General features: G+C 73.2%; 15 protein-coding genes. All 15 read left to right on the top strand.

Features of this window, described 5'->3' with window-relative positions:
* Positions 1-42 precede the first annotated feature (42 nt).
* The 15 genes from metG to ACFYZL_RS36060 all read left to right on the top strand — a co-directional run bounded on the left by metG (position 43) and on the right by ACFYZL_RS36060 (position 21,573).
* On the top strand, positions 43-1,659 hold the full coding sequence (metG, locus tag ACFYZL_RS36130) for a methionine--tRNA ligase (RefSeq protein ID WP_388684953.1): 1,617 nt from the start codon (positions 43-45) through the stop codon (positions 1,657-1,659).
* Positions 1,660-1,862: 203 nt separating this feature from the next.
* The gene (locus ACFYZL_RS36125; RefSeq protein WP_388684950.1) at positions 1,863-6,434 is read left to right on the top strand and encodes a HEAT repeat domain-containing protein; all 4,572 of its coding nucleotides are present in this window, start codon (positions 1,863-1,865) and stop codon (positions 6,432-6,434) included.
* A gap of 143 nt (positions 6,435-6,577) precedes the next feature.
* The gene (locus tag ACFYZL_RS36120) at positions 6,578-7,240 is read left to right on the top strand and encodes a hydrolase (protein WP_384754073.1); all 663 of its coding nucleotides are present in this window, start codon (positions 6,578-6,580) and stop codon (positions 7,238-7,240) included.
* Between the two features lie 5 nt (positions 7,241-7,245).
* Positions 7,246-7,752: a DoxX family membrane protein gene (locus ACFYZL_RS36115; RefSeq protein WP_388684948.1), complete on the top strand. Its 507-nt coding sequence runs from the start codon at positions 7,246-7,248 to the stop codon at positions 7,750-7,752.
* Between the two features lie 119 nt (positions 7,753-7,871).
* On the top strand, positions 7,872-8,450 hold the full coding sequence (locus ACFYZL_RS36110) for a Dps family protein (protein ID WP_384754078.1): 579 nt from the start codon (positions 7,872-7,874) through the stop codon (positions 8,448-8,450).
* Positions 8,450-9,874, top strand: coding sequence for a dihydrolipoyl dehydrogenase family protein (locus ACFYZL_RS36105; protein WP_388684946.1), 1,425 nt, complete (start codon positions 8,450-8,452; stop codon positions 9,872-9,874). The genes ACFYZL_RS36110 and ACFYZL_RS36105 overlap by 1 nt, the downstream gene beginning before the upstream one ends.
* Positions 9,875-9,989: 115 nt before the next feature.
* A complete protein-coding gene (locus tag ACFYZL_RS36100) occupies positions 9,990-10,835 on the top strand; it encodes an alpha/beta fold hydrolase (RefSeq protein ID WP_384753252.1) in 846 nt (281 codons plus the stop codon).
* A 46-nt stretch (positions 10,836-10,881) separates the two neighbouring features.
* Positions 10,882-11,835, top strand: a complete 954-nt coding sequence (locus ACFYZL_RS36095; protein ID WP_384753249.1) for an alpha/beta hydrolase — start codon at positions 10,882-10,884, stop codon at positions 11,833-11,835.
* Complete coding sequence (locus ACFYZL_RS36090; protein WP_388684942.1) at positions 11,832-13,736, top strand: amidohydrolase; 1,905 nt, start codon at positions 11,832-11,834, stop codon at positions 13,734-13,736. Before ACFYZL_RS36095 ends, ACFYZL_RS36090 begins: the two co-directional genes overlap by 4 nt.
* A 13-nt stretch (positions 13,737-13,749) precedes the next feature.
* The gene (locus ACFYZL_RS36085; RefSeq protein WP_388684940.1) at positions 13,750-14,478 is read left to right on the top strand and encodes a GPR1/FUN34/YaaH family transporter; all 729 of its coding nucleotides are present in this window, start codon (positions 13,750-13,752) and stop codon (positions 14,476-14,478) included.
* Between the two features lie 190 nt (positions 14,479-14,668).
* The gene (locus tag ACFYZL_RS36080; RefSeq protein WP_388684937.1) at positions 14,669-16,000 is read left to right on the top strand and encodes an ABC transporter substrate-binding protein; all 1,332 of its coding nucleotides are present in this window, start codon (positions 14,669-14,671) and stop codon (positions 15,998-16,000) included.
* Positions 16,000-16,965, top strand: coding sequence for a carbohydrate ABC transporter permease (locus ACFYZL_RS36075; RefSeq protein WP_388684934.1), 966 nt, complete (start codon positions 16,000-16,002; stop codon positions 16,963-16,965). Before ACFYZL_RS36080 ends, ACFYZL_RS36075 begins: the two co-directional genes overlap by 1 nt.
* Positions 16,962-17,849, top strand: coding sequence for a carbohydrate ABC transporter permease (locus ACFYZL_RS36070; RefSeq protein ID WP_384753234.1), 888 nt, complete (start codon positions 16,962-16,964; stop codon positions 17,847-17,849). The genes ACFYZL_RS36075 and ACFYZL_RS36070 overlap by 4 nt, the downstream gene beginning before the upstream one ends.
* Complete coding sequence (locus ACFYZL_RS36065; RefSeq protein WP_388684930.1) at positions 17,846-20,602, top strand: AAA family ATPase; 2,757 nt, start codon at positions 17,846-17,848, stop codon at positions 20,600-20,602. Before ACFYZL_RS36070 ends, ACFYZL_RS36065 begins: the two co-directional genes overlap by 4 nt.
* Before the next feature lie 134 nt (positions 20,603-20,736).
* Positions 20,737-21,573, top strand: a complete 837-nt coding sequence (locus ACFYZL_RS36060) for an alpha/beta fold hydrolase (RefSeq protein ID WP_388684927.1) — start codon at positions 20,737-20,739, stop codon at positions 21,571-21,573.
* Positions 21,574-21,727 lie beyond the last annotated feature (154 nt).

Here is a 21,727-nt window from a genome sequence, read left to right as displayed (position 1 = left end):
CCGAAGATCGCCGTCCGAAGCGGTCGACTAGACTCGCCAGTCATGAATCCCAATGGACCCGAGTCTGCCGGGGCGAAGGCCTTCTACGTCACCACCCCCATCTACTACGTCAACGACGCACCTCACTTGGGCCATGCCTACACCACGGTCGCGGCGGACGTGCTCGCCCGCTGGCACCGACAGCGGGGCGAGCGCGTCCACTTCCTCACCGGGACCGACGAGCACGGCCAGAAGATCATGCGCACGGCCGAGGCGAACGGCGTGACCCCGCAGGAGTGGTGCGACAGGCTCGTGGGCGAGGCGTGGGAACCGCTCTGGGAACACCTCGACGTGTCGAACGACGACTTCATCCGCACGACGCAGAAGAGGCACACGGACCGGGTCCAGGAGTTCGTGCAGGACCTGTACGACAAGGGCGAGATCTACAAGGGCGGATACGAAGGCCCCTACTGCGTGGGCTGCGAGGAGTACCGGCTGCCCGGCGAACTCCTGGACGGCGAGGGCGAGTACGCGGGCCAGAAGCTGTGCCCGGTGCACAAGCGGCCGGTGGAGACGCTCAGCGAGGAGAACTACTTCTTCAGGTTGAGCGAGTACGGCGACAGGCTGCTCGCCCACTACGAGGCCGAGCCGGGCTTCATCCAGCCCGAGTCCGCGCGCAACGAGGTCGTGAACTTCGTACGCCAGGGGTTGCAGGACCTGTCGATCTCCCGGTCGACCTTCGACTGGGGCATCCCGATCCCGTGGGACTCCCAGCACGTGATCTACGTGTGGGTCGACGCGCTGCTGAACTACGCCACCGCGGTCGGCTACAACGAGAACCCGGAGAGGTTCGAGGCGACGTTCCCGGCCGACGTCCACCTCGTCGGCAAGGACATCCTCCGGTTCCACGCGGTCATCTGGCCGGCGATGCTGATGGCCCAGGGCCTGCCGCTGCCCCGGAAGGTCGCCGCGAACGGCTGGCTGATGGTCGGCGGCGAGAAGATGTCGAAGTCGAACCTGACCGGCATCAAGCCCCAGGACCTGACCTCGCACTTCGGCGTGGACGCCTACCGCTGGTACTTCCTGCGCGCGATCTCCTTCGGCCAGGACGGCTCCTTCTCCTGGGAGGACCTCTCCGCCCGCTACACCAGCGAACTGGCCAACGACTACGGCAACCTCGCCTCCCGGGTCGCGGCCATGGTCGGCAAGTACTTCGGCGGCATCCTCCCGGAGGCCACCGCCGACGGCGAGGCGGAGCGGGCCGTCCGGGACGGCCTCGCGAAGGCGGTGGCGGAAGCGGACCGTCGCATCGGCGACGAACTCGACTTCCAGGGCGGCATCCTGGCCGTGTTCGAGTTCGTCAAGCAGGTCAACGGCTACATCACGGAACAGGAGCCGTGGAAGGTGGCCAAGGACGAATCGGACGAGGGCCAAGCCCGCCTCGCCACGATCCTCTACACGGCCGCCGAGTCGCTGCGCGCGGTCGCCGTCCTGCTGAACCCCGTCATGCCGGAGACCTCGCGGAAGCTGTGGGACTCCCTGGGCGCCGAGGCGTCGCTGGGCGCCCTGGCGGACCAGAACGTCCGGCGGGCCGGCGCATGGGGCGGACTCCGGGCCGGTGCGAAGGTCACCAAGGGAGCGGTCCTCTTCCCGCGACCGGAAGAACCGGCCGCGCTCTGAGACGGGGTACCCCTGGAGGTCCGGCCACCCGGACTACGCGCGGGGATCCTCGTCATGCCGGAAGGGGAACGGCAGGCCGTGCCGGACCGGATCCGCGCGTACCTCGCGAGCCGGCCGGAGACCGCTCGTGGCGGGACCGGGCGTGAGGCGCGGGGGTCGATTCTCGCTGGTGGGGCCGGGAACGGCCCCGTTAACATCCGACGATGACCACGCCGGCGGACGAACCCTTCCAGGACGCGGTGCGCCGCGCCGACCTCGTACGTCTCATCCGCCACCCGGACCCCCGCGTGCGGCACCAGGGGCTGCTCCTCCTCGCCGAGCGGGTCTCCACGGTCCGCCCGTACGACGAGCCCGAGCTGACGGCACTGGCGGCGCTGCTGCCGCCAACGGTGGAAGGGCCGCCGGAGACGGCACTCGTCCTGGCGCGGCTCCACGAACGGCTCGGTCCGTACGCGTCGCGGCGGCTGCCCCGGCCGTCGTGGCGCACGGCCGAACTGCCCGCACGCGTACGGATCGCGTGGCTGCGAGCCGAGCTGCTGACCGAGCCGACGGTCGTCCGCACGGAGCCGCCGGGCGAACTGCTGTACCAGGCCGTGCGGGAGACGACCGCGGCCGACGCGCACCGGCCCGAGCAGCTCGTGAAGGAGCTCGGGGCCTCTGGGGACCCGGTGTTGCAGTCCGCGGCGCTGCGACTGGCCCGACAGGGGCTGCACGCCGGTCTGCTGGCCCCCGCTCCGGTCCGCGCACACCTGATCGACCTGCTCGGTGCCGCGAGCACGGACGTGGTCGTCGCCGCCCTCGGCGAACTCGCCCAGCCATGGGCGGCATTGGAGCCGCTGCCGGCGGCCCGCCTGTCGCCCTTCCTGACCGCCGACTCGGCGCCGGCGCGCCCCGAGCCGGCCGCCGCCGCACTCACGGCCGCGGCCCACCACGGGCACGGCGGCCTGCTGTGGCAGGTCGTGGACGATCCGGCACTTCCCCCGGCCCTCCGCCGGCGCGCCATGGAACTGCTCGGTGACCTGGCGGACCGCGACGACATCGGCGCACTGACGGCCCTCGCCGCCCAGGACCCGCTGCTGCTGGGCGGGCCGGCGCTGACCTGCCTGCGGGGCCTCCACCGGCGCGGGCACTTCCCGGACGATCCGCACGTCCCGTCCGTCATCGGGCCGGCACTGGCCGACCACTCGATCCCGCCCCACGAGGTCGCGACGGTCCTGTTCACCTGCAGACAGGAGACGTTCCGCGTACTGGTGGACGAGGCCGCCGACGATCCGAACCGGCCGCGACGGCTCGCGCTGCTCGTGGCCCTGGCCCGACAAGGGGCGGCGGAGCTCCCGATCGGGGACGCGATCGCCCGGCTCCTCCCCACGGCCACCGAGCCCGGGCCGCTCCTCGACGCGATCCGCGCACTGCGCCACACGGACGCCGAAGACGCCGTGATCGCCCTCCTGCCGTCGGCTCCCGCAGCCGCCCTGGACGCCCTGGAGGCCATCGGCGGCCACCGGACGGCGGCCGCCCTGAGGGAAGGACTCGGCCTCGCCGCCCAGGAGACCCCCGGCACCATCGCACCGCACCTGCGCGCGGTCCGCGGCCGCGCCCTCGAAGTGCTGTGGCACCTGACCGACGATCCGGCACGCCGGCACGCCCTCCTCGTACGCCTCGATCCCACCGACCTGCCGGCCCGCATCGCATCGGACCTCGGCGGGCCGGACGAGCGGGAACTGGCCCTCCTCGGTTCCCACCTGGACCCGGACGAGCCCGTGGCCGCGCTGTGCCGACTGGCCACCCACGGCGGCGCCGGCACCCTGCCGGTGATCGCGGACCTGCTGCTGCGCATCACCGCCGAACTCGCGGCGGCCGGGCAGCCGGGCGCAGCCGCCGCCGGGGCGGAGCCCGTCGTACCGCAGGAGGTCGCGGACGCCATCCACGGCCTCGGCCGTCGCCTCCACGAACGGGGACGGATCAGGCCGTCCTGCCTGCTCGACGCGGCGACCGCGCAGGAGGCGGGGGACGCACTCGTCGCCACCACGGCACTGGACCTGCTGGACCGGCCCGGGCTGTCGGCCGGCGAACAGGCGATCCTGCTCGAACTCCTGCTCCGCACCCCCTACGCGGGCACCCGCGCGCGGGTGCACCGCCTGCTGCGCCACCGCGACCGACACGTGCGCAAGCACGTGATCGCGCTGCTCGCCCGCGACGCCGCGGGGGACGACGCACAGGCCTTGTCGGCGAGCCTGATCGCGCTGACCGCCGCCCGGGACGTCCAGACCGTCCGACAGGCCCTGCTCGCCCTCGGCCACGCGGGGGCCCGCTGGGCCGCCGGCGCGATCGCCGCGTGCCTCGACCACCCGAACATGAACGTCAAGAAGACCGCAGCCGGTGTCCTGGTCCGCACGGGCACGCCCGTGGCCGTACCGGCGCTGCTCCACTGGCTCGGTCGACACGACAATCCGGGTCTGCGCCGCTCCCTCGTCGAGGCCCTGCGGGCCATCCTCGGTGACGCGTACCCGGCCACGGTCCTCGCCGCCGCCGAACGCGTCGAGGACGGCCGAGCCCGACAACTGCTGCAGGCAGGCCTCTACGGCACGCTGTCGGCCCGCGCGGTCCTCGCCCTGGAAGCCCAGTCGGCACGGGTGGCACCGCTCCTGCTCGCCCTCCTCGCGACCCGCGGGCTCAGCCTCGCCTCGGGCACGATCGAGGACCTGTCGACGGCCATGGTCAAGCACGGCATCACACCGCCCGCCGGGCCGCCTTCCACGGCGGCGGACCCGGGGGCCGACCCGGCGGTCGACGCGGGAGTGGACCGCGACATCCGATCTCTGGTGTCGGACGGCTGGAACCCGTCCGTCGCCCGGCGCCTCGTCGACGGCCCGCACGACCTGCCGGACCCCGCTCGGCTCCGGGCGCTGCGCCCCCTGTTGGCGGACTGGCTCCGTCTGGCCGCCGACTCCGAACCCGCCGTCCGGGACCGCGTGCTGCGCCTCACCCTCCGCCTCTGCCCGGCGCCGTGGACGACGGAGGAACTGACGGCCTTCGCCCGTTCCACCGGTTCCCTCCTCGCCCCGCTCGCCACGGCTCCGGCCGAACACCGTGAGGACCTCGTCGCCCTGCTCGAAGCGGTTGCGCCGACCCTCTCGGCGGCCCGGAAATCGGCCGTCGCCGACGCGGTACGAGCCCTGCCGCCCACCCCCGGGGTAAGCCGGTCCGTCCTGCCCCTGCTCCGCGGCCTCGACGCCGTACTGGTTCGCGCCGACCTGGACCGGGCGCTCGCCACGGCGCGCCTGGGTGCCGACCCCTGGGAGGCGGAGGCGGCCGTGCTGCGGGACGCGTTCGCGGCTCCCCGGCCCCCGGCGGCCACGGGACAGGGACAGGACCACACCGCGGCCTGGCGAGCCGCGCTGACCCGGGCGGTGCGCACCCCGACCGCCCTGCGGGAGTTCCGCGAGCGGCACGGCGAGCACGACGGAGCCCTGAACTCCCGCGACCGCCTGTCCGCGCTGATCGACGTCTACGCCCACGCCGGCACCGAGGTCCGCGCCGCCCTCGTCGACTGGATGACGGACGTACAGCCGCTGGACGCACCGCCCTGGACGATCGCCGAGACCACCCACGCGCCGCCGCCGCGACCGAGGCCCGTACACGCCGACGACCTCGACCAGCCCCGCTCGACCGCCCGGCGGGAGCGTCTGTCGGCCATGCTCCGGGCGCCCGCCCGGGAAGATCGGCACACCGCTGCCCAAGCCCTCCTGGAATGGCCCGAGCCCGAGGCGAGGCTGCAGGTGCTCCGCGCGTTCCTTCGGGGCCACGTCGACGTGCCCGTGGACGCGCCCATCGGCACGACGGAACTCGAAAGGGAATTCCGCACGGACGGCACCCTGCACGACAGGGCGGCCCTCGTGGCGAGCCGACTCGACCCGCGAGACCTGCAGCCACTGGTCCCCCTCCTCCTGGAATGGTGGGAGCAGGACCCGCCGGCGGCCGGCTCCGCAGCGGCCCGGGCGCTGCGCACCGCCCCCGCGGACGTACTGGCGAAGCACCTGGAAGGGAGACTCGCCGCCGGGGCCTGGGGATTCCTCGACCTGCTCCACGGCCGTCCCCTGCTCCGCACCCCCGCGCTGACGCGGACCGTTCTGCGCCTGCGCTCGGAAGGCCGCGACGACCTGGCGGACCGGCTGCTCCTCGTGGACGGCCCGCTCCGCCACCCGAAGGCCGTCCAACGGGACGCCGCGGCCCTGGCCTCCCTCCGCGACCGCACCGCGGCCACACCGGCAGGCGCCCTCCAACCCCCCTCCCGTGAAGCCCTGTTGGAGCTGGCCCGCAGCGGCGACCCCGTACGGATACGCCACGCCCTCAACCGACTCACCGAGCAACACGTCGGCCCCGCCCCCGACCAGGACCCCGCCCTGCGGACCCTGCTCGGCGAACTCCTGCACCACCCCAGGCCCAAGGTCCGCCTGCACGCCCACCGAACCGCGCGGGCGATGCTGGACCGCCCGACGTACCTCCGGCACACGGCCACCCTGCTGGACGACCCCCAGCCGGACCTGGTGCGCATGGCGATCCGCGCCCTCGGCCACGCGGGCTGGACCCCCGCCGTCCCGTCCCTCACCGGACTGTTGGAGCATCCCCATACGGTCGTCCGCGAGGCCGCCGGCGACGCGCTCATCGCCCTGGGACCGTCGGCCGTCCCCGCCCTCAGACGTGCGGTGGGCCGCGTCCGCCCCGACAAGCGCTCCCTCTACACGAAACTCCTCGAACGGATCACGGAAGGGTGAGCCGCTCCCCACGGACCAGTGCGCTGTCGTGCCAACCCCTGGGCGCAGGAGGTCAACGCGGGTGGTCGGGGCGCTCCTAGCGTGAAGGCGTGCCGAGCCGCGAGGCGGCGGGCACGTTCCCGAATGCTTCGAGAGGACCCCTCATGTTCGACATCGACAAGGTGCAGGCCGCCCCGAGCAAGGACCTGCTCACGCCCGACAACTCGGTCATGCTCTTCGTGGACCACCAGCCGCAGATGTTCTTCGGCACCGGCAGCGGCGACCGTGCCGCGATCATCAACAGCACGGTGGGGCTCGCCAAGGCGGCCAGGGCGTTCGACGTGCCGGCCGTCCTGACCACGGTCGCCGCCGAGTCGTTCTCCGGCCCGCTGCTGCCGCAGCTCGCCGAGGTGTTCCCGAAGAACGAGATCGTCGACCGCACCACCATGAACGCCTGGGAGGACGAGGCACTCGTCGCGGCGGTCAAGGCGACCGGGCGCAAGAAGATCGTCCTGTCCGGTCTGTGGACCGAGGTCTGCCTGGTGCTGCCCGCGCTCTCGGCGCTGGAGCAGGGCTACGAGGTGTACGTGGTCACCGACGCCTCCGGCGGCGTCAGCCCGGCCGCCCACGAGCACGCGCTCCAGCGGATGATCGCCGCCGGCGCCGTCCCGGTGACCTGGGTCCAGGTCCTCCTGGAGCTGCAGCGCGACTGGGCGCGCCAGGAGACGTACGGCGCGGTCATGGAGATCGTCAAGGCCCACGCGGGCGCGTACGGTCTGGGTGTCGTGTACGCGCAGAGCGTCATCGGCGCGCACGCGGCCGGCTGACCCCCGTGGACACCGGCATTCTGATCCTGCGTCTGCTGGTGGGACTGCTCGTCGCCGGCCACGGTGTGCAGAAGGTCAGTTCGCACCTGGGCGGCAAGGGACTCGAGGGCGGTACCGAGGAGTTCCGCGCCGACGGCTTCCGCGGCGGTGCCCTCACGGCCCTGGCGGCGGGCGGTGGGCAGATCGGATCGGGACTGCTGCTCGCCGCCGGCCTCCTGACCCCGCTCGCCGCGACCGGCACCATCGGGGTCATGACCGTCGCGCTCACCGTGAAGTGGCGCCACGGGCTCTGGGTGCAGAACGACGGATACGAGTACCCGCTCGTCCTCATCGGGACCGCCGCCGCGCTGGCCGCCACCGGCCCCGGCGCCTGGTCCCTCGACGCGGCCCTCGGCCTCGCGCCGTACCCGCCGTGGTGGGCCGCCCTCGCGCTCGTGGCCGGTCTCGGCAGCGGACTCCTCACCCGGCTCGTCCTGCGCCGGACCCCCGCCGCGGCGATCGCCGACCGCTGAGCGCCGCCCGCTGAGCGCCGACCGCCGAGCGCGGGCCGCACAGACCGGGTCCGGTCGCCCGCCCACCCCCGACCGGGCGGCCGGGCCCTTCCCACCCCTCTCCCGAACAGGAGCACCCGATGGACATCCTCACGACCCCGCACGGCGGCGGCCAGCCGCTGCTGCACCAGACGGGCGCCGAGACCCAGGCGTTCGGCACGCTCAAGCAGTTGCCGATCGGCCTCGGCCACGACACCCGCATGTACGCGTGCCAGCGGCTGAACCGGGTTCTCGCCGACACGCAGATCCTCCACTCCCTCTACAAGAAGCACCACTGGCTCATGCGCGGGGCGACCTTCTACTCCCTCCACCTGATGCTGGACAAGCACGCGGAGGCCCAGCTGGCCATCGTGGACGCGCTGGCCGAGCGGGTCCAGAGCCTCGGCGGCGTCGCCGTCGGGGACCCGCGCCACGTCGCGGAGCTGACGTCGATCCCCCGTCCGCCGGACGGCGTCGAGCCGGTGCCGGTCATGCTGTCGCGGCTGCTCGACGCGCACGAGCGGATCCTGATCGACGCCCGGGACGCCGCCGCCCGTCTCTCCGGGGAGGGCGACGAGGGCAGCGCCGACCTGCTCGTCTCCGACGTCGTCCGTACCGGCGAGGCGCAGGTGTGGTTCCTGGCCGAGCACCTCGTCGACACCCCTCTGGTGCACGGCTGATGGATGCGTACGACGTCGTCGTGGTCGGCGGCGGCCCGGCCGGCGAGGTCGTCGCCGGCCGGGCCGTCCGGTCGGGGCTGACCGCCGTCGTCGTCGAGGCCGAGGCGGTCGGCGGCGAGTGCTCCTACCGGGCCTGCGTGCCGAGCAAGGCCCTGCTGCGACCCGGCGCCGCCCGGGCGGAGGCACGCTCGGTCGAGGGGGCCCGGCAGTCGGTCACGGCGGCACTGGACCCGGCGCGGGTCCTGGCCCGCCGTGACCGCTTCACCGGGCGCGGAGACGACACCGGCCAGGCCGACTGGCTCGACGGCGCGGGCATCGGGCTCGTGCGGGGGCACGGCCGGCTGGCCGGTGAGCGCCGGGTGGAGGTGACCGGGGCCGACGGCTCGGTCCGTACCCTGCGTGCCAGGCGCGCGGTCGTGGTCTGCACCGGCACGGAACCCGTGCTCCCGTCGGTCGAAGGGCTCGACCGGATCGGCGTGTGGACCAGCCGGGAGGCCACCACGGCCGACGAGGTGCCCGGGCGGCTCGTCGTGATCGGCGGGGGAGTGGTGGCCTGCGAGCTGGCCACGGCGTGGCGTTCGCTCGGTTCCTCCGTCACCCTGCTGGTCCGCGACCAGGCCCTGCTGACCGGCTGGGAGCCGTGCGCGGGAGAGGAGGTCACCCGGGGGCTGAGCGATCTGGGCGTCACCATCCGCGTCGGGGTGTCGGCCGTCCGGGTCGCCCGTGACGCGACCACCCGTGACGTGACCGTGGAGACCGACGACGGCACGGCCCTCGTCTGCGACGAGGTCCTCGCCGCCGTGGGCCGGCGCCCGCGCACCGCCGACCTCGGCCTGGAGACCGTGGGACTGCCCGTCGGCGACCGGCTCCCGGTCGACGACACCTGTCGGGTCACCGCGGTCGAGGGCGAATGGCTCTACGCCGTCGGTGATGTGAACCACCGTGCGCCCCTCACCCACATGGCCAAGTACCAGGCCCGTGCCTGCGCCGCGGCGATCGCCGAGCGAGCCGCCGGGCGTCCGGCCGTCACCGGCGGCCGGCAGCCGTGGAGCGCGGAAGCCGACCGATTCGCCGTCCCGCAAGCCGTCTTCACCCGTCCCGAGGTCGCGAGCGTCGGTCTGACGGAACGCGCGGCGCGTACGGCGGGTCTCGCGGTACGCACGGTGGAGTACCGGGTCGACGACGTCGCCGGTGCCGCGCTCCACGCGGACGACTACCGCGGCCTCGCCAAGCTCGTCGTCGACGAGACCCGAGGGGTCGTCGTCGGCTGCACGCTCACCGGCCCGATGGCGAGCGAGCTCATCCACACGGCCACCGTGGCCATCGTGGGCGAGGTCCCCCTGGAACACCTGTGGCACGCCGTGCCCGCCTTCCCGACGGTGAGCGAGGTCTGGCTGCGCCTCCTGGAGGCGTACGGCCTCTGAGGCGAGGTCCCGCCCGACCGGCGCCCCGCCCGACCTGCGCCCTCGCCCGCCCGACGGGCCATCCTCCCGCCCGGCCGAGCACACCCGAACGCCCCACCACCCGACAAGGAATCCCATGCACCCCAAGAGGCGCACCCTCGCCCTCGCCCTCGCCCTGCCGGCCACGGTGGCCTCCCTGCTCGGCGCCGCACCCGCCGCGCCCGTACGACCCGCGAGCGGCCCGGCCGCCGCCGGCGCCGACCGGCACGACCCGAAGCCCACGATCGTCCTGGTCCACGGGGCGTTCGCGGACGCCTCCGGCTGGAGCGGCACGATCGGGCGGCTGCAGCGCGCGGGCTACCCCGTACTGGCCCCCGCCAACCCGCTGCGCGGTCTCGCCGCGGACACCGCCTACCTGCGCAGCGTCCTGGCCGCCGTCGACGGACCGGTCGTCCTGGTCGGCCACTCCTACGGCGGCGCCGTGATCAGTGGCGCCGCCGCGGGCGACAGCCGGGTGAAGGCCCTCGTCTACATCGCCGCGTTCACCCCGGACAAGGGCGAGAGCGCGGCCGAGCTCGCCGCCAAGTTCCCCGGCTCCACCCTCGGCGACACCGTGAACCCGCGGTCGTACCCGCTGCCCGGCGGTGGCACCGGCACCGAACTCGTCATCGAACGGGCCAAGTTCCACCGCCAGTTCGCGGCCGACGTGCCCGCCGCCGACGCGGCCGTCATGGCCGTGACCCAGCGCCCGGTCGCCACCGCCGCGCTGGAGGAGAAAGCCGGGGAAGCGGCCTGGAAGACGATCCCGTCCTGGGCGCTGATCGCCACCGCCGACAGGAACATCCCGCCGGCCGCGGAACGGTGGATGGCCCGGCGCGCCGGCTCGCGCATCACCGAAGTGGACGCGTCGCACGCCGTGGCGGTCTCCCGCCCGGCCGTGGTCGCCCAGGTGATCCTCGATGCCGCACGGGCGACCCGCTGAGCCCCCGACCCGCCTCCTCCCGTACATCCCCGAAGGAGAACCCCTCATGAAGAACCGTCCGATCCTCGAACCCGCCGCGCAGGCCTTCGCGGAAGCCACCGCGCAGCCGCCGTTCCTCCACCAGATCCCCGTCGCGGACGGCCGCAAGGCCGTGGACGGCGTCCAGAGCGGCGAGGGTGTTCCGCTGCCCGAGGTCGACGAGGAGTGGATCACCGTCCACGGCGGCCCCACCGGTGACGTCCGGGCCCGGATCGTCCGCCCCCGCGGCGCCACCGGTCGGCTGCCCGTCGTCCTCTACATCCACGGCGCCGGCTGGGTCTTCGGCAACGCCCACACCCATGACCGGCTGGTCCGCGAACTCGCCGTCGGCACCGGAGCGGCCGTCGTGTTCCCCGAGTACGACCTCTCGCCCGAGGCCCGCTACCCCGTCGCCATCGAGCAGAACTACAGCGTCGCCCAGTGGGTCGCCCGCGAGGGCCACCACAAGGACCTCGACGGCACGCGGATCGCCGTCGCGGGCGACTCGGTCGGCGGCAACATGAGCGCCGCCCTCACCCTCATGGCCAAGCGGCGCGGCGACGTGGCCCTCGTCCAGCAGGTCCTCTTCTACCCGGTCACGGACGCGAGCTTCGACACCGACTCGTACCACGAGTTCGGTGAGGGCTACTTCCTGCGTCGTGACGCCATGCAGTGGTTCTGGGACCAGTACACGACCGATGAGGCCGAGCGCGCCCGGATCACCGCCTCCCCGCTGCGCGCCTCCACCGAGCAACTCGCCGGGCTGCCGCCGGCCCTGGTCATCACCGCCGAGGCCGACGTCCTGCGCGACGAGGGCGAGGCGTACGCGGCCAAGCTCCGCGCCGCCGGTGTCCCCGTCACCGCCCTGCGCGTCCACGGCGTCATCCACGACTTCGTCATGCTGAACGCGCTGCGCGAGACGCGGGCCGCGGAACTCGCCATCGGTCTCGCCACCGACACCCTCCGCAAGGCCCTCGCATGACCGGGCCGTCGACGAGCATGCCGGTGGCGGGCCTGGTCCCCGCCCCGCGTCGGGAGCACGAGCACGCCGACCTCCTCGTCCGCAACGCCGAGGTCTTCACCGGTGACCCCGACCGGCCCGAGGCCCGCGCCGTCGCGATCCGCGACGGCCGGGTCGCGGCCCTCGGCGACGACCACGACCTCGCCCACCTCGTCGGGCCGGGCACCAAGGTCGTCGACGCTCTCGGCCGCCGGGTGATCCCCGGTCTCAACGACTCGCACCTGCACGTCATCCGGGGCGGCCTGAACTACGTCCTGGAGCTCCGCTGGGACGGGGTGCGCAGCCTCCGCCACGCCCTCGACATGCTGCGCGAGCAGGCGGGCCGCACCCCCAAGGGCCAGTGGATCCGCGTCGTCGGCGGCTGGACCGCCGAACAGTTCGCCGAGCGCCGGATGCCGACCGTCGCCGAGCTGAACGCCGCGGCCCCCGACACCCCGGTGTTCGTCCTGCACCTGTACCAGTCGGCCCTGATGAACCGCGCCGCCGTCAAGGCCGCCGGCTTCACCCGGGAGACCCCCGACCCGCGCGGCGGACAGATCGTCCGGGGCCGCGACGGCGAACCCAACGGCGTGCTCCTCGCGGCGCCGAGCGCCCTCATCCTCTACTCGACGCTGGCCAAGGCGCCGGCGCTCGACGAGGCCGACAAGCGCACGTCGACGCGGCACTTCCTGCGCGAATTGAACCGCTTCGGCCTCACCTCGGCGGTCGACGCCGCCGGCGGGTTCCAGAACTTCCCCGACAACTACGCCACGGTCGTCGATCTCGCCAGGTCGGGTGAGCTGACCCTGCGGATCGCCTACCACCTCTTCCCACAGACGGCCGGTCAGGAACTGGCCGACCTCAAGCGCTGGACCGAGACGGTGAAGCCCGGTGACGGGGACGAGTGGCTCCGGCTGAACGGCGCGGGCGAGAACCTGACCTGGGCCGCCGCCGACTTCGAGAACTTCTCCGAGCCCCGGCCCGAACTTGCCGCGGGCTACGAGGCCGAGTTCGAGAAGGCGGTCCGGCTCCTGCTGGAGAACGGCTGGGGCTTCCGGCTCCACGCCACCTACGACGAGACGATCCGCCGTGACCTGGCCGTCTTCGAGAAGCTCGCGGCCGAGGGACTGTTCCCCGGCGGCAACCGCTGGCTCTTCGACCACGCGGAGACGGTCTCGGCCGGCAGCCTCGACCGGATCGCGGCCCTCCGCGGCGCCGTGTCCGTCCAGAACCGCATGTCCTTCCAGGGCAGCGCGTTCCTGGGCCGCTACGGCGCGGAGGCGACCGCCCACACCCCGCCGGTCCGGGCCATGCTCGACCGGGGCCTGACCGTCGCCGCCGGAACCGACGCCACCCGCGTCTCCTCGTACAACCCGTGGGTGGCCCTGCACTGGCTGGTGACCGGCCGCACCGTCGGCGGCACGACCCTCTACCCGGCCGGCAACCTGATCGACCGCGAGACCGCCCTCGGCCTCTACACGCGCGGGGGAGCGCGCCTCACCGGCGAGCAGGACGTCAAGGGACTCCTGCGCGAGGGCTGCCACGGCGACCTCGCGATCCTGTCCGACGACTACCTCACCGTGCCCGAGGCCGTCATTCCCGACATCGAATCCGTCCTCACCGTCGTCGGCGGCCGCATCGTCTACGCGACCGCCGAGTACGAGGGACTCGACGAGGCCGTCCCGCCGGTGAGCCCGCAGTGGAGCCCGGTGGCCCGTTTCGGCGGCTACCAAAGGAGCCGGGAGGGCCAGGGGGGCGCCCGTCAGGCGTCGCTCGTGGCCGAGGCCGTCGCCGAGTCCGAGCAGCACCGCCGGTGGCGCGTCGCCCGCGGATCCGTCCCCGACACGACGCCGTCCTTCGTCGACCCCTGCTTCGAACACTGAAAGAGACCGCACGATGAGTACAGCCTCCCCCGTCGCCGACGGCGGCGACGAAGACCCGGCCGCCCCGCCGGGACGACGCTTCGAACCGGACCTCCGGTCGATGACACGGATCAACCTGCGCCCGATCGCCTCACCCATGCCGCTCGGCTTCTTCACGATAGCCATCGCCTCCGTGATGACGGGCTGCCTCCAACTCGGGATCTTCGACGAGGCGGCCCGCGCCGCCGTCGCCTTCACCGTGCTGCCGGCCTTCGTCCTCCAACTCCTGGTGAGCATCCTGGCCTTCGGCGCCCGTGACGTGATCGCGGCGACACTGATGGCGGTGTTCGCCGGCAGCTGGCTGCCCTACTCGCTCATCATGCTCAGCGGCGCGGCCGACGGCCTTCGGGTCCTCGGCGTGTTCAACCTGGCGCTCCTCTGCTTCGGGGCCCTGATGACCGCCGTGACCAGGCCCAAGCGCGCGCTGTGGCTCGTCCTCGCCGTCTCCCTTCCCCGCTGGGCGACCACCGGCCTCTCCGGCCTCACCGGCGCCGAATGGCTGACCCGCACGTCCGGCGCGCTCGGCCTCGTGGTGGCGCTCGTCGCGATGTACACGGCGTTCGCCCTGATGCTGGAGGACATGCGCAGCGAGCAGGTCCTCCCCATCGGCCGCAGCGGCCCCGCCCACCTCGCGGTGGAAGGCGACCTCGCCGTCCAGCTCCGCAACCTGGAGCGCCAGGCGGGCGTGCGCCGCACGCTCTGACGGACCCACCCGTCCCACCACACCACGACCGATCGACCCGGCCTCTGACCCACCACGATCCGCCGGCCTGACGACCGTTGGGATCGACTGATCGTTCAAGATCGAACGATTAGTCGATCGTGTTCGAGCGCTGGTAGCTTCTGGTCGCCCCCCGAGAACCCTTCGGCGGGCGATCGGAGGAGATACACCCATGAGGTTCGGCGCGAGGCTCGCTCTCGCGGTCATCACCCTCGCCGTCACCGCCACCGCCTGCGGCACCCCGCAGGACGGCGGATCGCGGTCGCACACCCCTGCGGACTGCGGACGGTACGCCCCCTACGGCAAGCACCCCGGCACCAAGGTCACCGTCTACGCGGAGAACCGGGACCGGGAGGCCGACCTGTTCGAAGAGACCTGGGCGGACTTCGAGAGCTGCACGGGAATCGACGTCCAGTACGAGGGGGACGGGGAGTTCGAGGCCCGGATCCAGCTCCGGGTCGACGGCGGGAGCGCGCCCGACGTGGCGTTCTTCCCCCAACCCGGGCTCCTGGAACGCTTCGCGCGTGCCGGGAAGCTCAAGCCCGCGAGCGCCGGGGTCGTGGCCCTCGCGAAGCAGGGCTGGTCGGCCGACTGGAACGGCTACGCGACCGTCAACGACACCCTCTACGGAACGCCGCTGGTCGCGAACGTCAAGTCGTTCGTCTGGTACTCCCCGAAGTTCTTCGACGACAGGGGACTGGGCGTTCCCCGCACGTGGTCCGAGCTGATGGCCCTGACGGAGAAGGTCGCGGCCTCGGGCGTCAAGCCCTGGTGTGCGGGCCTCGAATCCGCCGAGGCGACCGGCTGGCCCGTGACGGACTGGATCGAGGACGTCCTGCTGCGCCGGCAGGGCACGGACGTCTACGACCGGTGGGTCGCCCACGAGATCCCGTTCAACGACCCGCGTGTGATCGAGGCCATGGACACCGTGGGGTCCGTCCTCAAGAACGACCGCTACGCCAACGGCGGTTTCGGTCCGGCCAGGTCGATGGCGTCGATCTCCTTCCAGGAGGCCGGCAGACCGATTCTCTCCGGCGACTGCGCGATGCACCGTCAGGCCTCGTTCTACGCCGACATGTGGCCGAAGGGCACCGAGGTCGGACCGGACAAGGACGTCTGGGTCTTCCTCCTGCCGGGGGCGGAACCGGCCGGCAGCCCCGTACTGGGCGGTGGAGTGTTCGCCGCGGCGTTCGCCGACCGTCCCGAAGTGCGGGCGTTCCAGGAGTATCTCGCCACCGCGGACTTCGCGAACGCGCGCATGAGGAAGGGCCCGTTCGTCTCGGCGAACAGGGGCGTGGATCCGGCGAACGCCGCGACCCCGGTCGACAGGCTCTCGATCCAACTGCTCCAGGACCCCGGGACGCAGTTCCGGTTCGACGGTTCCGACCTGATGCCGGCGTCGGTCGGCGCCGGGACGTTCTGGAAGGGAGCCGTCGACTGGATCGGCGGCGCGAGCACCCGACAGTTCGCCGACTCGGTCGAACGGTCCTGGCCGAGCCGCTGATGTCGTTCGACGCCGTCGCCCAGCAGCCCAAGCTGCTGTACCTGCTCCAGGGCGTCGCCGCCTTCGCCGCGGTGGTCGCCCTGGTCCTGCTCGCGCTGCACCGGGGGCCGGTACGGAGGAGGGCCGCGGCCCTGATCCTGCTGGCCCCCGCGCTGCTGCTGCTCACGGTCGGTCTTCTCCTGCCCGGTCTGCGCACCCTGGTCCTGTCGTTCACCGACGGCGGGGGAGAGGCGTGGGCCGGGTTCGACAACTACGTGTGGATGTTCACCGACCCCCGGGCGCTGGTGGCGCTGCGCAACACCCTGACGTGGGTGGTGCTCGTGCCACTCCTGGCGACCTCGGTCGGTCTGCTCTACGCGACGGCCGTCGTACGGTCGCGGTTCAGAGCGTTCGCGCTGTCCCTCCTCCTGATGCCCATGACGATCTCCTTCGTCGGCGCGGGCGTCGTCTGGAAGTTCGTCTACGCCTACCGTCCCGCGGAAGCCGGGCAGATCGGGCTGCTGAACCGACTCGTGGTCGCGTTCGGCGGCGAACCGCGGCAGTGGCTCGTGGAATCTCCCTGGAACATCCTGTTCCTCATCGCGGTGATGGTGTGGACACAGGCGGGCTTCGCGGCCTTCCTGCTGGCCGGCGCGCTCAGAGCCGTTCCCGGTGAGTTGGCCGAGGCGGCCCGACTCGACGGCGCGTCCCCCGGACAGATCTTCCGGCGGATCACCCTGCCCTCGATCAGGCCCACGCTGCTCGTCGTGGTCCTCGCCCAGGCGATCGGCACCGTCAAGGCCTTCGACATCGTCAAGACCACGACCGGCGGACAGTTCGACACCGGCGTCATCGCCCACGAGATGTACGACCAGGCCTTCCGCTACGGCGAGACGGGCCGCGGCGCGGCGCTCGCCGTACTCCTCTTCCTCCTCGTCACCCCCTTCGTCGCCCACCAGGTGCGGGCGCGGCGGAGGGCGGGGTGAACGGCGTCCGGGAGCGTCTGGCCTCCCGCGCCCTCACGTCGATCGCCGTGGTGATCGCGGTCCTCTGGACGACACCGACCCTCGGTCTGCTGCTCTCCTCGTTCCGCCCCGAGGAGGAGATCAAGACGACGGGCTGGTGGACCGTGTTCGGTACGCCGCACCTCACGCTCGACAACTACGGCGAGGTGCTGTCCGGCGGTGGGAACGGGCCGGGGCGGCTCGCCGACCACTTCGTCAACTCCGTCGTCATCACCCTTCCCTCGGTGCTGTTCCCGCTCGTCCTGGCGTTCTTCGCCGCGTACGCCCTGGCATGGATCGACTTCAGGGGCCGCGACGCGCTCGTCGTCGGCATCTTCGCGCTCCAGATCGTGCCGCTCCAGATGGCGCTCGTGCCCCTCCTGAAGCTGTTCTCCCAGGGCCTGCTCTTCCTGCCGGCGTGGAACCCCACCGGTCCCGCCCGGTTCGGCGAGCTCTGGTTCGCCCACACCGTCTTCGCACTGCCGTTCGCGGTGTTCCTCCTGCACAACTTCCTGGCCGGGCTGCCCCGGGACCTGATCGAGGCCGCCCGCGTCGACGGCGCTTCGCACGGGACGGTGCTGCTCCGGATCGTGCTGCCCCTGTCCCGCCCGGCCCTGGTCTCCTTCGCCGTCATCCAGTTCATCTGGGTGTGGAACGACCTCCTCGTGGCCCTGACCCTGGCGGGCGGGACGGCCGAGACCGCGCCGATGACGGTCAGACTGGCGAGCCTGGCCGGGACGTACGGCAACGAGTGGCAGCGGCTCACCGCGGGAGCCTTCGTGGCCGCGCTCGTCCCGCTGCTCGTCTTCCTCTCCCTCCGGCGGCACTTCGCCCGGGGCCTGCTCGCCGGATCGGTCAAGGGATGAACCCCGACCGACCCGAGGAACGAGGCGCGGCGACCGGGTCGAGCCGGCCCGGGCTGCGGGGCCGCGAAGCCGAGCTGGAGCGGCTGCGCGCCCTGGTCGAGGCGGTGCGCGACGGCGAGGGAGGAGCGATCGTACTGCTCCTGGGCGAGCCCGGCATCGGCAAGACCGTACTGCTGCAGGAGACCATCTCGATCGCGCGGGCCCACGGGTTCGTCGTCAGCCATGGACGCGCCGAGGAACTGCACGAGCTGGCACCGCTCGCATCACTGGCGTCGGGCCTCCTGCACGGTGACCCGCCGCTGCTGGCCGGCACGGACTTCGCGGACCTCGCCGGCCACCACGACCAGCGCATCTGGCTCGTCGAACGGCTGGCCCAGCTGATCGAGGAGCGCTCGGCGGGCACGCCCGTACTGATCGCGGTCGACGACGTCCAATGGGCCGACCCGTTGAGCCGGTTCGCCCTGAGCGTCATGCCCGCACGGCTGCTCAGCTCCCCGGTCCTCTGGCTGCTCACGGGCAGGGAGGACCCGGAACTGTACGGGCAGGGGCCGCGTACGACGACCCTCCCCCTGCGGCCGCTGCCCGACACGGCCCTGACCGAGCTGGCACGCGACGCCCTCGGAGGGCACGTGCCGGAGCAGGTCGCGGAACTCCTCGACGGGGCCGGCGGCAACCCCTTCCTCGCGACCGAGATGCTCGCGGGCATCGCGGCGTCGGGCGCGGACGGGACGCGGCCACCGGAGCGGCTGGTCCTCGGCGTACGCGACCGGCTGGCCGACCTGAGGCCGGACACCCTCCGCTTCCTGCGGATCGGCTCGGTCCTCGGCCGCGCGTTCTCCCTCGCCGACGCCGCCGCCCTGTGCGGCCGGCCCGCCTCCGGACTCGGCGCCGAAGTGGACGAGGCGATCGACGCCGCCCTCCTCCACGACGACGGCGAACGCCTCCTGTTCCGCCACGACCTGCTCCGCCAGGCGGTGTACGCCGACCTCGCCCCCTCCGTACGCCGGGCGCTGCACCGGGAGGCCGCGAGCCGGCTCGTCGCGGCGGGCCGGAGCTCCGTCGACGCGGTCCCGCACCTGCTGAAGAGCGCCGAACCCGGCGACATGGAGGCGGTCGAACTACTAAGCACGGCCGCCGCGGACGTGATCGCGGTGATGCCCGATCTCGCCGCCGACCTGGCCGTGCGCGCCCTGGAACTCGTACCGCCCCGTGCCCCCATGGCGTACGACGTGGGAGAGCGGGCCATCGTCGCGCTGACCCGCGCGGGTCGCTACACGCAGGCACGGGACGCCGGCGACGCGCTGCTCGCCCGGCAGCCACCCCTGGACGTCTTCGCCCGTCTGCAATCCGTACTCGGTGACACGCTGTGGCACCTCGACGACGTCCCCGAGCTGATCCGCCGCTCGACGGCGGCGCTGGCAGCCGTCACCGACCCGGCGATCCGCGCCCGGCTGACCGCCCGCCTGGCCCTGGCCCGCTCCCGCGGGAGCGACCTCGCGGCCGCTCGCGATACCGGCGAAAGGGCCCTCGTCGAGGCGGAGCGGGCCGGCGACCGGGAGGCCCGCGTCCTCGCGCTGTGGGGCCTCGGCGAGATCGCCCTCAACGCGGGCGACTGCGCCGCCGCCGTCGAACACCACACGGTGCTCAGCGTGTTCGACACGGCCTTTCGGCCGGAGGAGGCCGTCGCCCGGATCCACATGGACGACTTCGACACCGTACGGCGACTGCTCCGAACGGCGGGCGACCCTCCCCTGCGCCCCGCGATGCTGATCTGGGCCCAGGGAACCCTGAACACGGGGCTCGGCCGGCTCGACGACGCGGATGCCGACTTCGTCACCGCCGAGCGGCTCGAAGCGGACCTCCACGTGCCCGGCAACCTGGTCAACATCCGCGTCAACCGCGGTCTGCTCGCGCTGCTGCGCGGCGACCGCGAAGCCGCGCGGGAACACCTGGACATCGTGAGGGCGGCCGTGGCCGACCGGCCGAACACCGGCAACCACGCCACCCACCGGTACTTCGAGGCAGTCGTCGCGGACGCCGACGGCGACCACGCGGAAGCGGCGGAACTGGTCCGGTCCGTCCAGCGGGACCACCCGTTCCTCCGGTGGCGACTCCTGCGCCCCCATGTCGTCCAGGCCGTCCGGATCGCCCTGCGCGGCGGGGACCGGAACCTGGCCGAGGACCTCGCGGCCCAGGCTGCCGCACACGCCACCCGCAACCCCACCGTGCCGACCGCCCGGGGGACGGCCGCCCATGCGGCCGGCCTGGTGACCGGCGACCGCGAACTCCTGGAGCGATCGGTCCGCATCCTCGCCACCGGCCCCCGGCCGCTGCCACTCGCCGCCGCGTCCGCCGACCTCGGGCGCGCCCTCCTCACCGCGGGCGACTGCGCCGCGACACCTGCCCTGACCAGGGCGCACGACATCTACTCCCAGGCGGGGGCCGACGCCGAGGCCGACCGGGTCCGAGCCGATCTGGAACGGGCCACCAGCCGCCCGGGGCGACGCACGGGAGGACTCGGGCCCCGCCCCGACCAGGGCTGGGACGCGCTCACCGCCTCCGAACGCAAGGTGGCCCGGCTGATCGCCGCGGGCCACACCAACCGGTCGGCCGCGCAGGCCCTCGTCGTCTCCCCGCACACGGTCAACACCCATCTGTCGTCGATCTTCCGCAAGCTCTCGGTGCGATCGAGGGTCCACCTGGCCCGGTTCGTCCTCGCCGAGGACGACGCCGCAACGGCCACCGGCGACTGAGCGAGCTCTGCGCCCCCGTGCAAGGCGTGGTGCGCGGGACGGCAACAGCGGGTGCGGGACCGCTCCTAGCGTGACGGGCATGCCGCGCCGCTCCGACGCGCGGACCAACCATCCCGAATCGAGGACGCATCCCCATGCCGTACATCACCGTGGGCCAGGAGAACACCAACCCCGTCGAGCTGTACTTCGAGGACCAGGGAGCCGGGCAGCCCGTCGTCCTCATCCACGGCTTCCCGCTCGACGGCCACTCCTGGGAGCGCCAGAGCGCCGCGCTGCTCGACGCCGGCTACCGCGTGATCACGTACGACCGCCGCGGTTTCGGGAAGTCCTCGCAGCCGACCACGGGCTACGACTACGACACCTTCGCCGCCGACCTGAACACGGTGATGGAGGCCCTCGACCTGAACGACGCCGTCCTCGTCGGCTTCTCCATGGGCACCGGCGAGGTCGCCCGCTACGTGTCCACGTACGGCTCCGCGCGCGTCGCCAAGGTCGCCTTCCTGGCCTCCCTGGAGCCCTGCCTGCTCAAGAGCGACGACAACCCGGACGGCGTCGCCCCGAAGGAGTTCTTCGACGGCGTCGTCTCCGCGGTCAAGGCCGACCGCTACGCCTACTACACGGCCTTCTTCAACGATTTCTACAACCTCGACGAGAACCTGGGCACCCGCATCAGCGAGGAGGCCGTCCGCAACAGCTGGAACACCGCCGCCCGCGGCGGCTCCTTCGCCGCGTCCGCCGCGCCGGCGACCTGGTACACCGACTTCCGCGCCGACATCCCCGCCGTCGACGTGCCGGCCCTGATCCTGCACGGCACCGCCGACCGCATCCTGCCGGCCGAGGGCACCGCGCGCCCCTTCCACAAGGCGCTCCCGTCGGCCGACTACGTCGAGATCGAGGGCGCCCCGCACGGTCTGCTGTGGACCCACGCAGAGGAGGTCAACAGCGCCCTCCTCGCCTTCCTGGCGAAGTGACGCCGCACCGTTGACCCGCCGGGGGGCGCCCGCCCCCCCCCGCGGCCCCCCGCCCCCCCCGCCCCCCCCGGGGGCCCCCCCCACCCCCCGCGGGGCGGCGCCCCACCGCGGTCGGCCCGCCCCCCCGCGGGGGCGGGGCCCCCCCCCCCCCCCC

Source organism: Streptomyces sp. NPDC001717 (assembly GCF_042892775.1).
Taxonomy (GTDB): Bacteria; Actinomycetota; Actinomycetes; order Streptomycetales; family Streptomycetaceae; genus Streptomyces.
The sequence above is the reverse complement of the archived record's forward strand: the minus strand, read 5'-3'. Positions and strand labels throughout refer to the sequence as shown.

What these genes read in the sequence shown, in the direction of transcription:
- metG (WP_388684953.1), top strand. Translation starts at nt 43, where the DNA reads ATGAATCCCAATGGACCCGAGTCTGCCGGGGCGAAGGCCTTCTACGTC.
- ACFYZL_RS36125 (WP_388684950.1), top strand. Translation starts at nt 1,863, where the DNA reads ATGACCACGCCGGCGGACGAACCCTTCCAGGACGCGGTGCGCCGCGCC.
- ACFYZL_RS36120 (WP_384754073.1), top strand. Translation starts at nt 6,578, where the DNA reads ATGTTCGACATCGACAAGGTGCAGGCCGCCCCGAGCAAGGACCTGCTC.
- ACFYZL_RS36110 (WP_384754078.1), top strand. Translation starts at nt 7,872, where the DNA reads ATGGACATCCTCACGACCCCGCACGGCGGCGGCCAGCCGCTGCTGCAC.
- ACFYZL_RS36105 (WP_388684946.1), top strand. Translation starts at nt 8,450, where the DNA reads ATGGATGCGTACGACGTCGTCGTGGTCGGCGGCGGCCCGGCCGGCGAG.
- ACFYZL_RS36100 (WP_384753252.1), top strand. Translation starts at nt 9,990, where the DNA reads ATGCACCCCAAGAGGCGCACCCTCGCCCTCGCCCTCGCCCTGCCGGCC.
- ACFYZL_RS36095 (WP_384753249.1), top strand. Translation starts at nt 10,882, where the DNA reads ATGAAGAACCGTCCGATCCTCGAACCCGCCGCGCAGGCCTTCGCGGAA.
- ACFYZL_RS36090 (WP_388684942.1), top strand. Translation starts at nt 11,832, where the DNA reads ATGACCGGGCCGTCGACGAGCATGCCGGTGGCGGGCCTGGTCCCCGCC.
- ACFYZL_RS36085 (WP_388684940.1), top strand. Translation starts at nt 13,750, where the DNA reads ATGAGTACAGCCTCCCCCGTCGCCGACGGCGGCGACGAAGACCCGGCC.
- ACFYZL_RS36080 (WP_388684937.1), top strand. Translation starts at nt 14,669, where the DNA reads ATGAGGTTCGGCGCGAGGCTCGCTCTCGCGGTCATCACCCTCGCCGTC.
- ACFYZL_RS36075 (WP_388684934.1), top strand. Translation starts at nt 16,000, where the DNA reads ATGTCGTTCGACGCCGTCGCCCAGCAGCCCAAGCTGCTGTACCTGCTC.
- ACFYZL_RS36065 (WP_388684930.1), top strand. Translation starts at nt 17,846, where the DNA reads ATGAACCCCGACCGACCCGAGGAACGAGGCGCGGCGACCGGGTCGAGC.
- ACFYZL_RS36060 (WP_388684927.1), top strand. Translation starts at nt 20,737, where the DNA reads ATGCCGTACATCACCGTGGGCCAGGAGAACACCAACCCCGTCGAGCTG.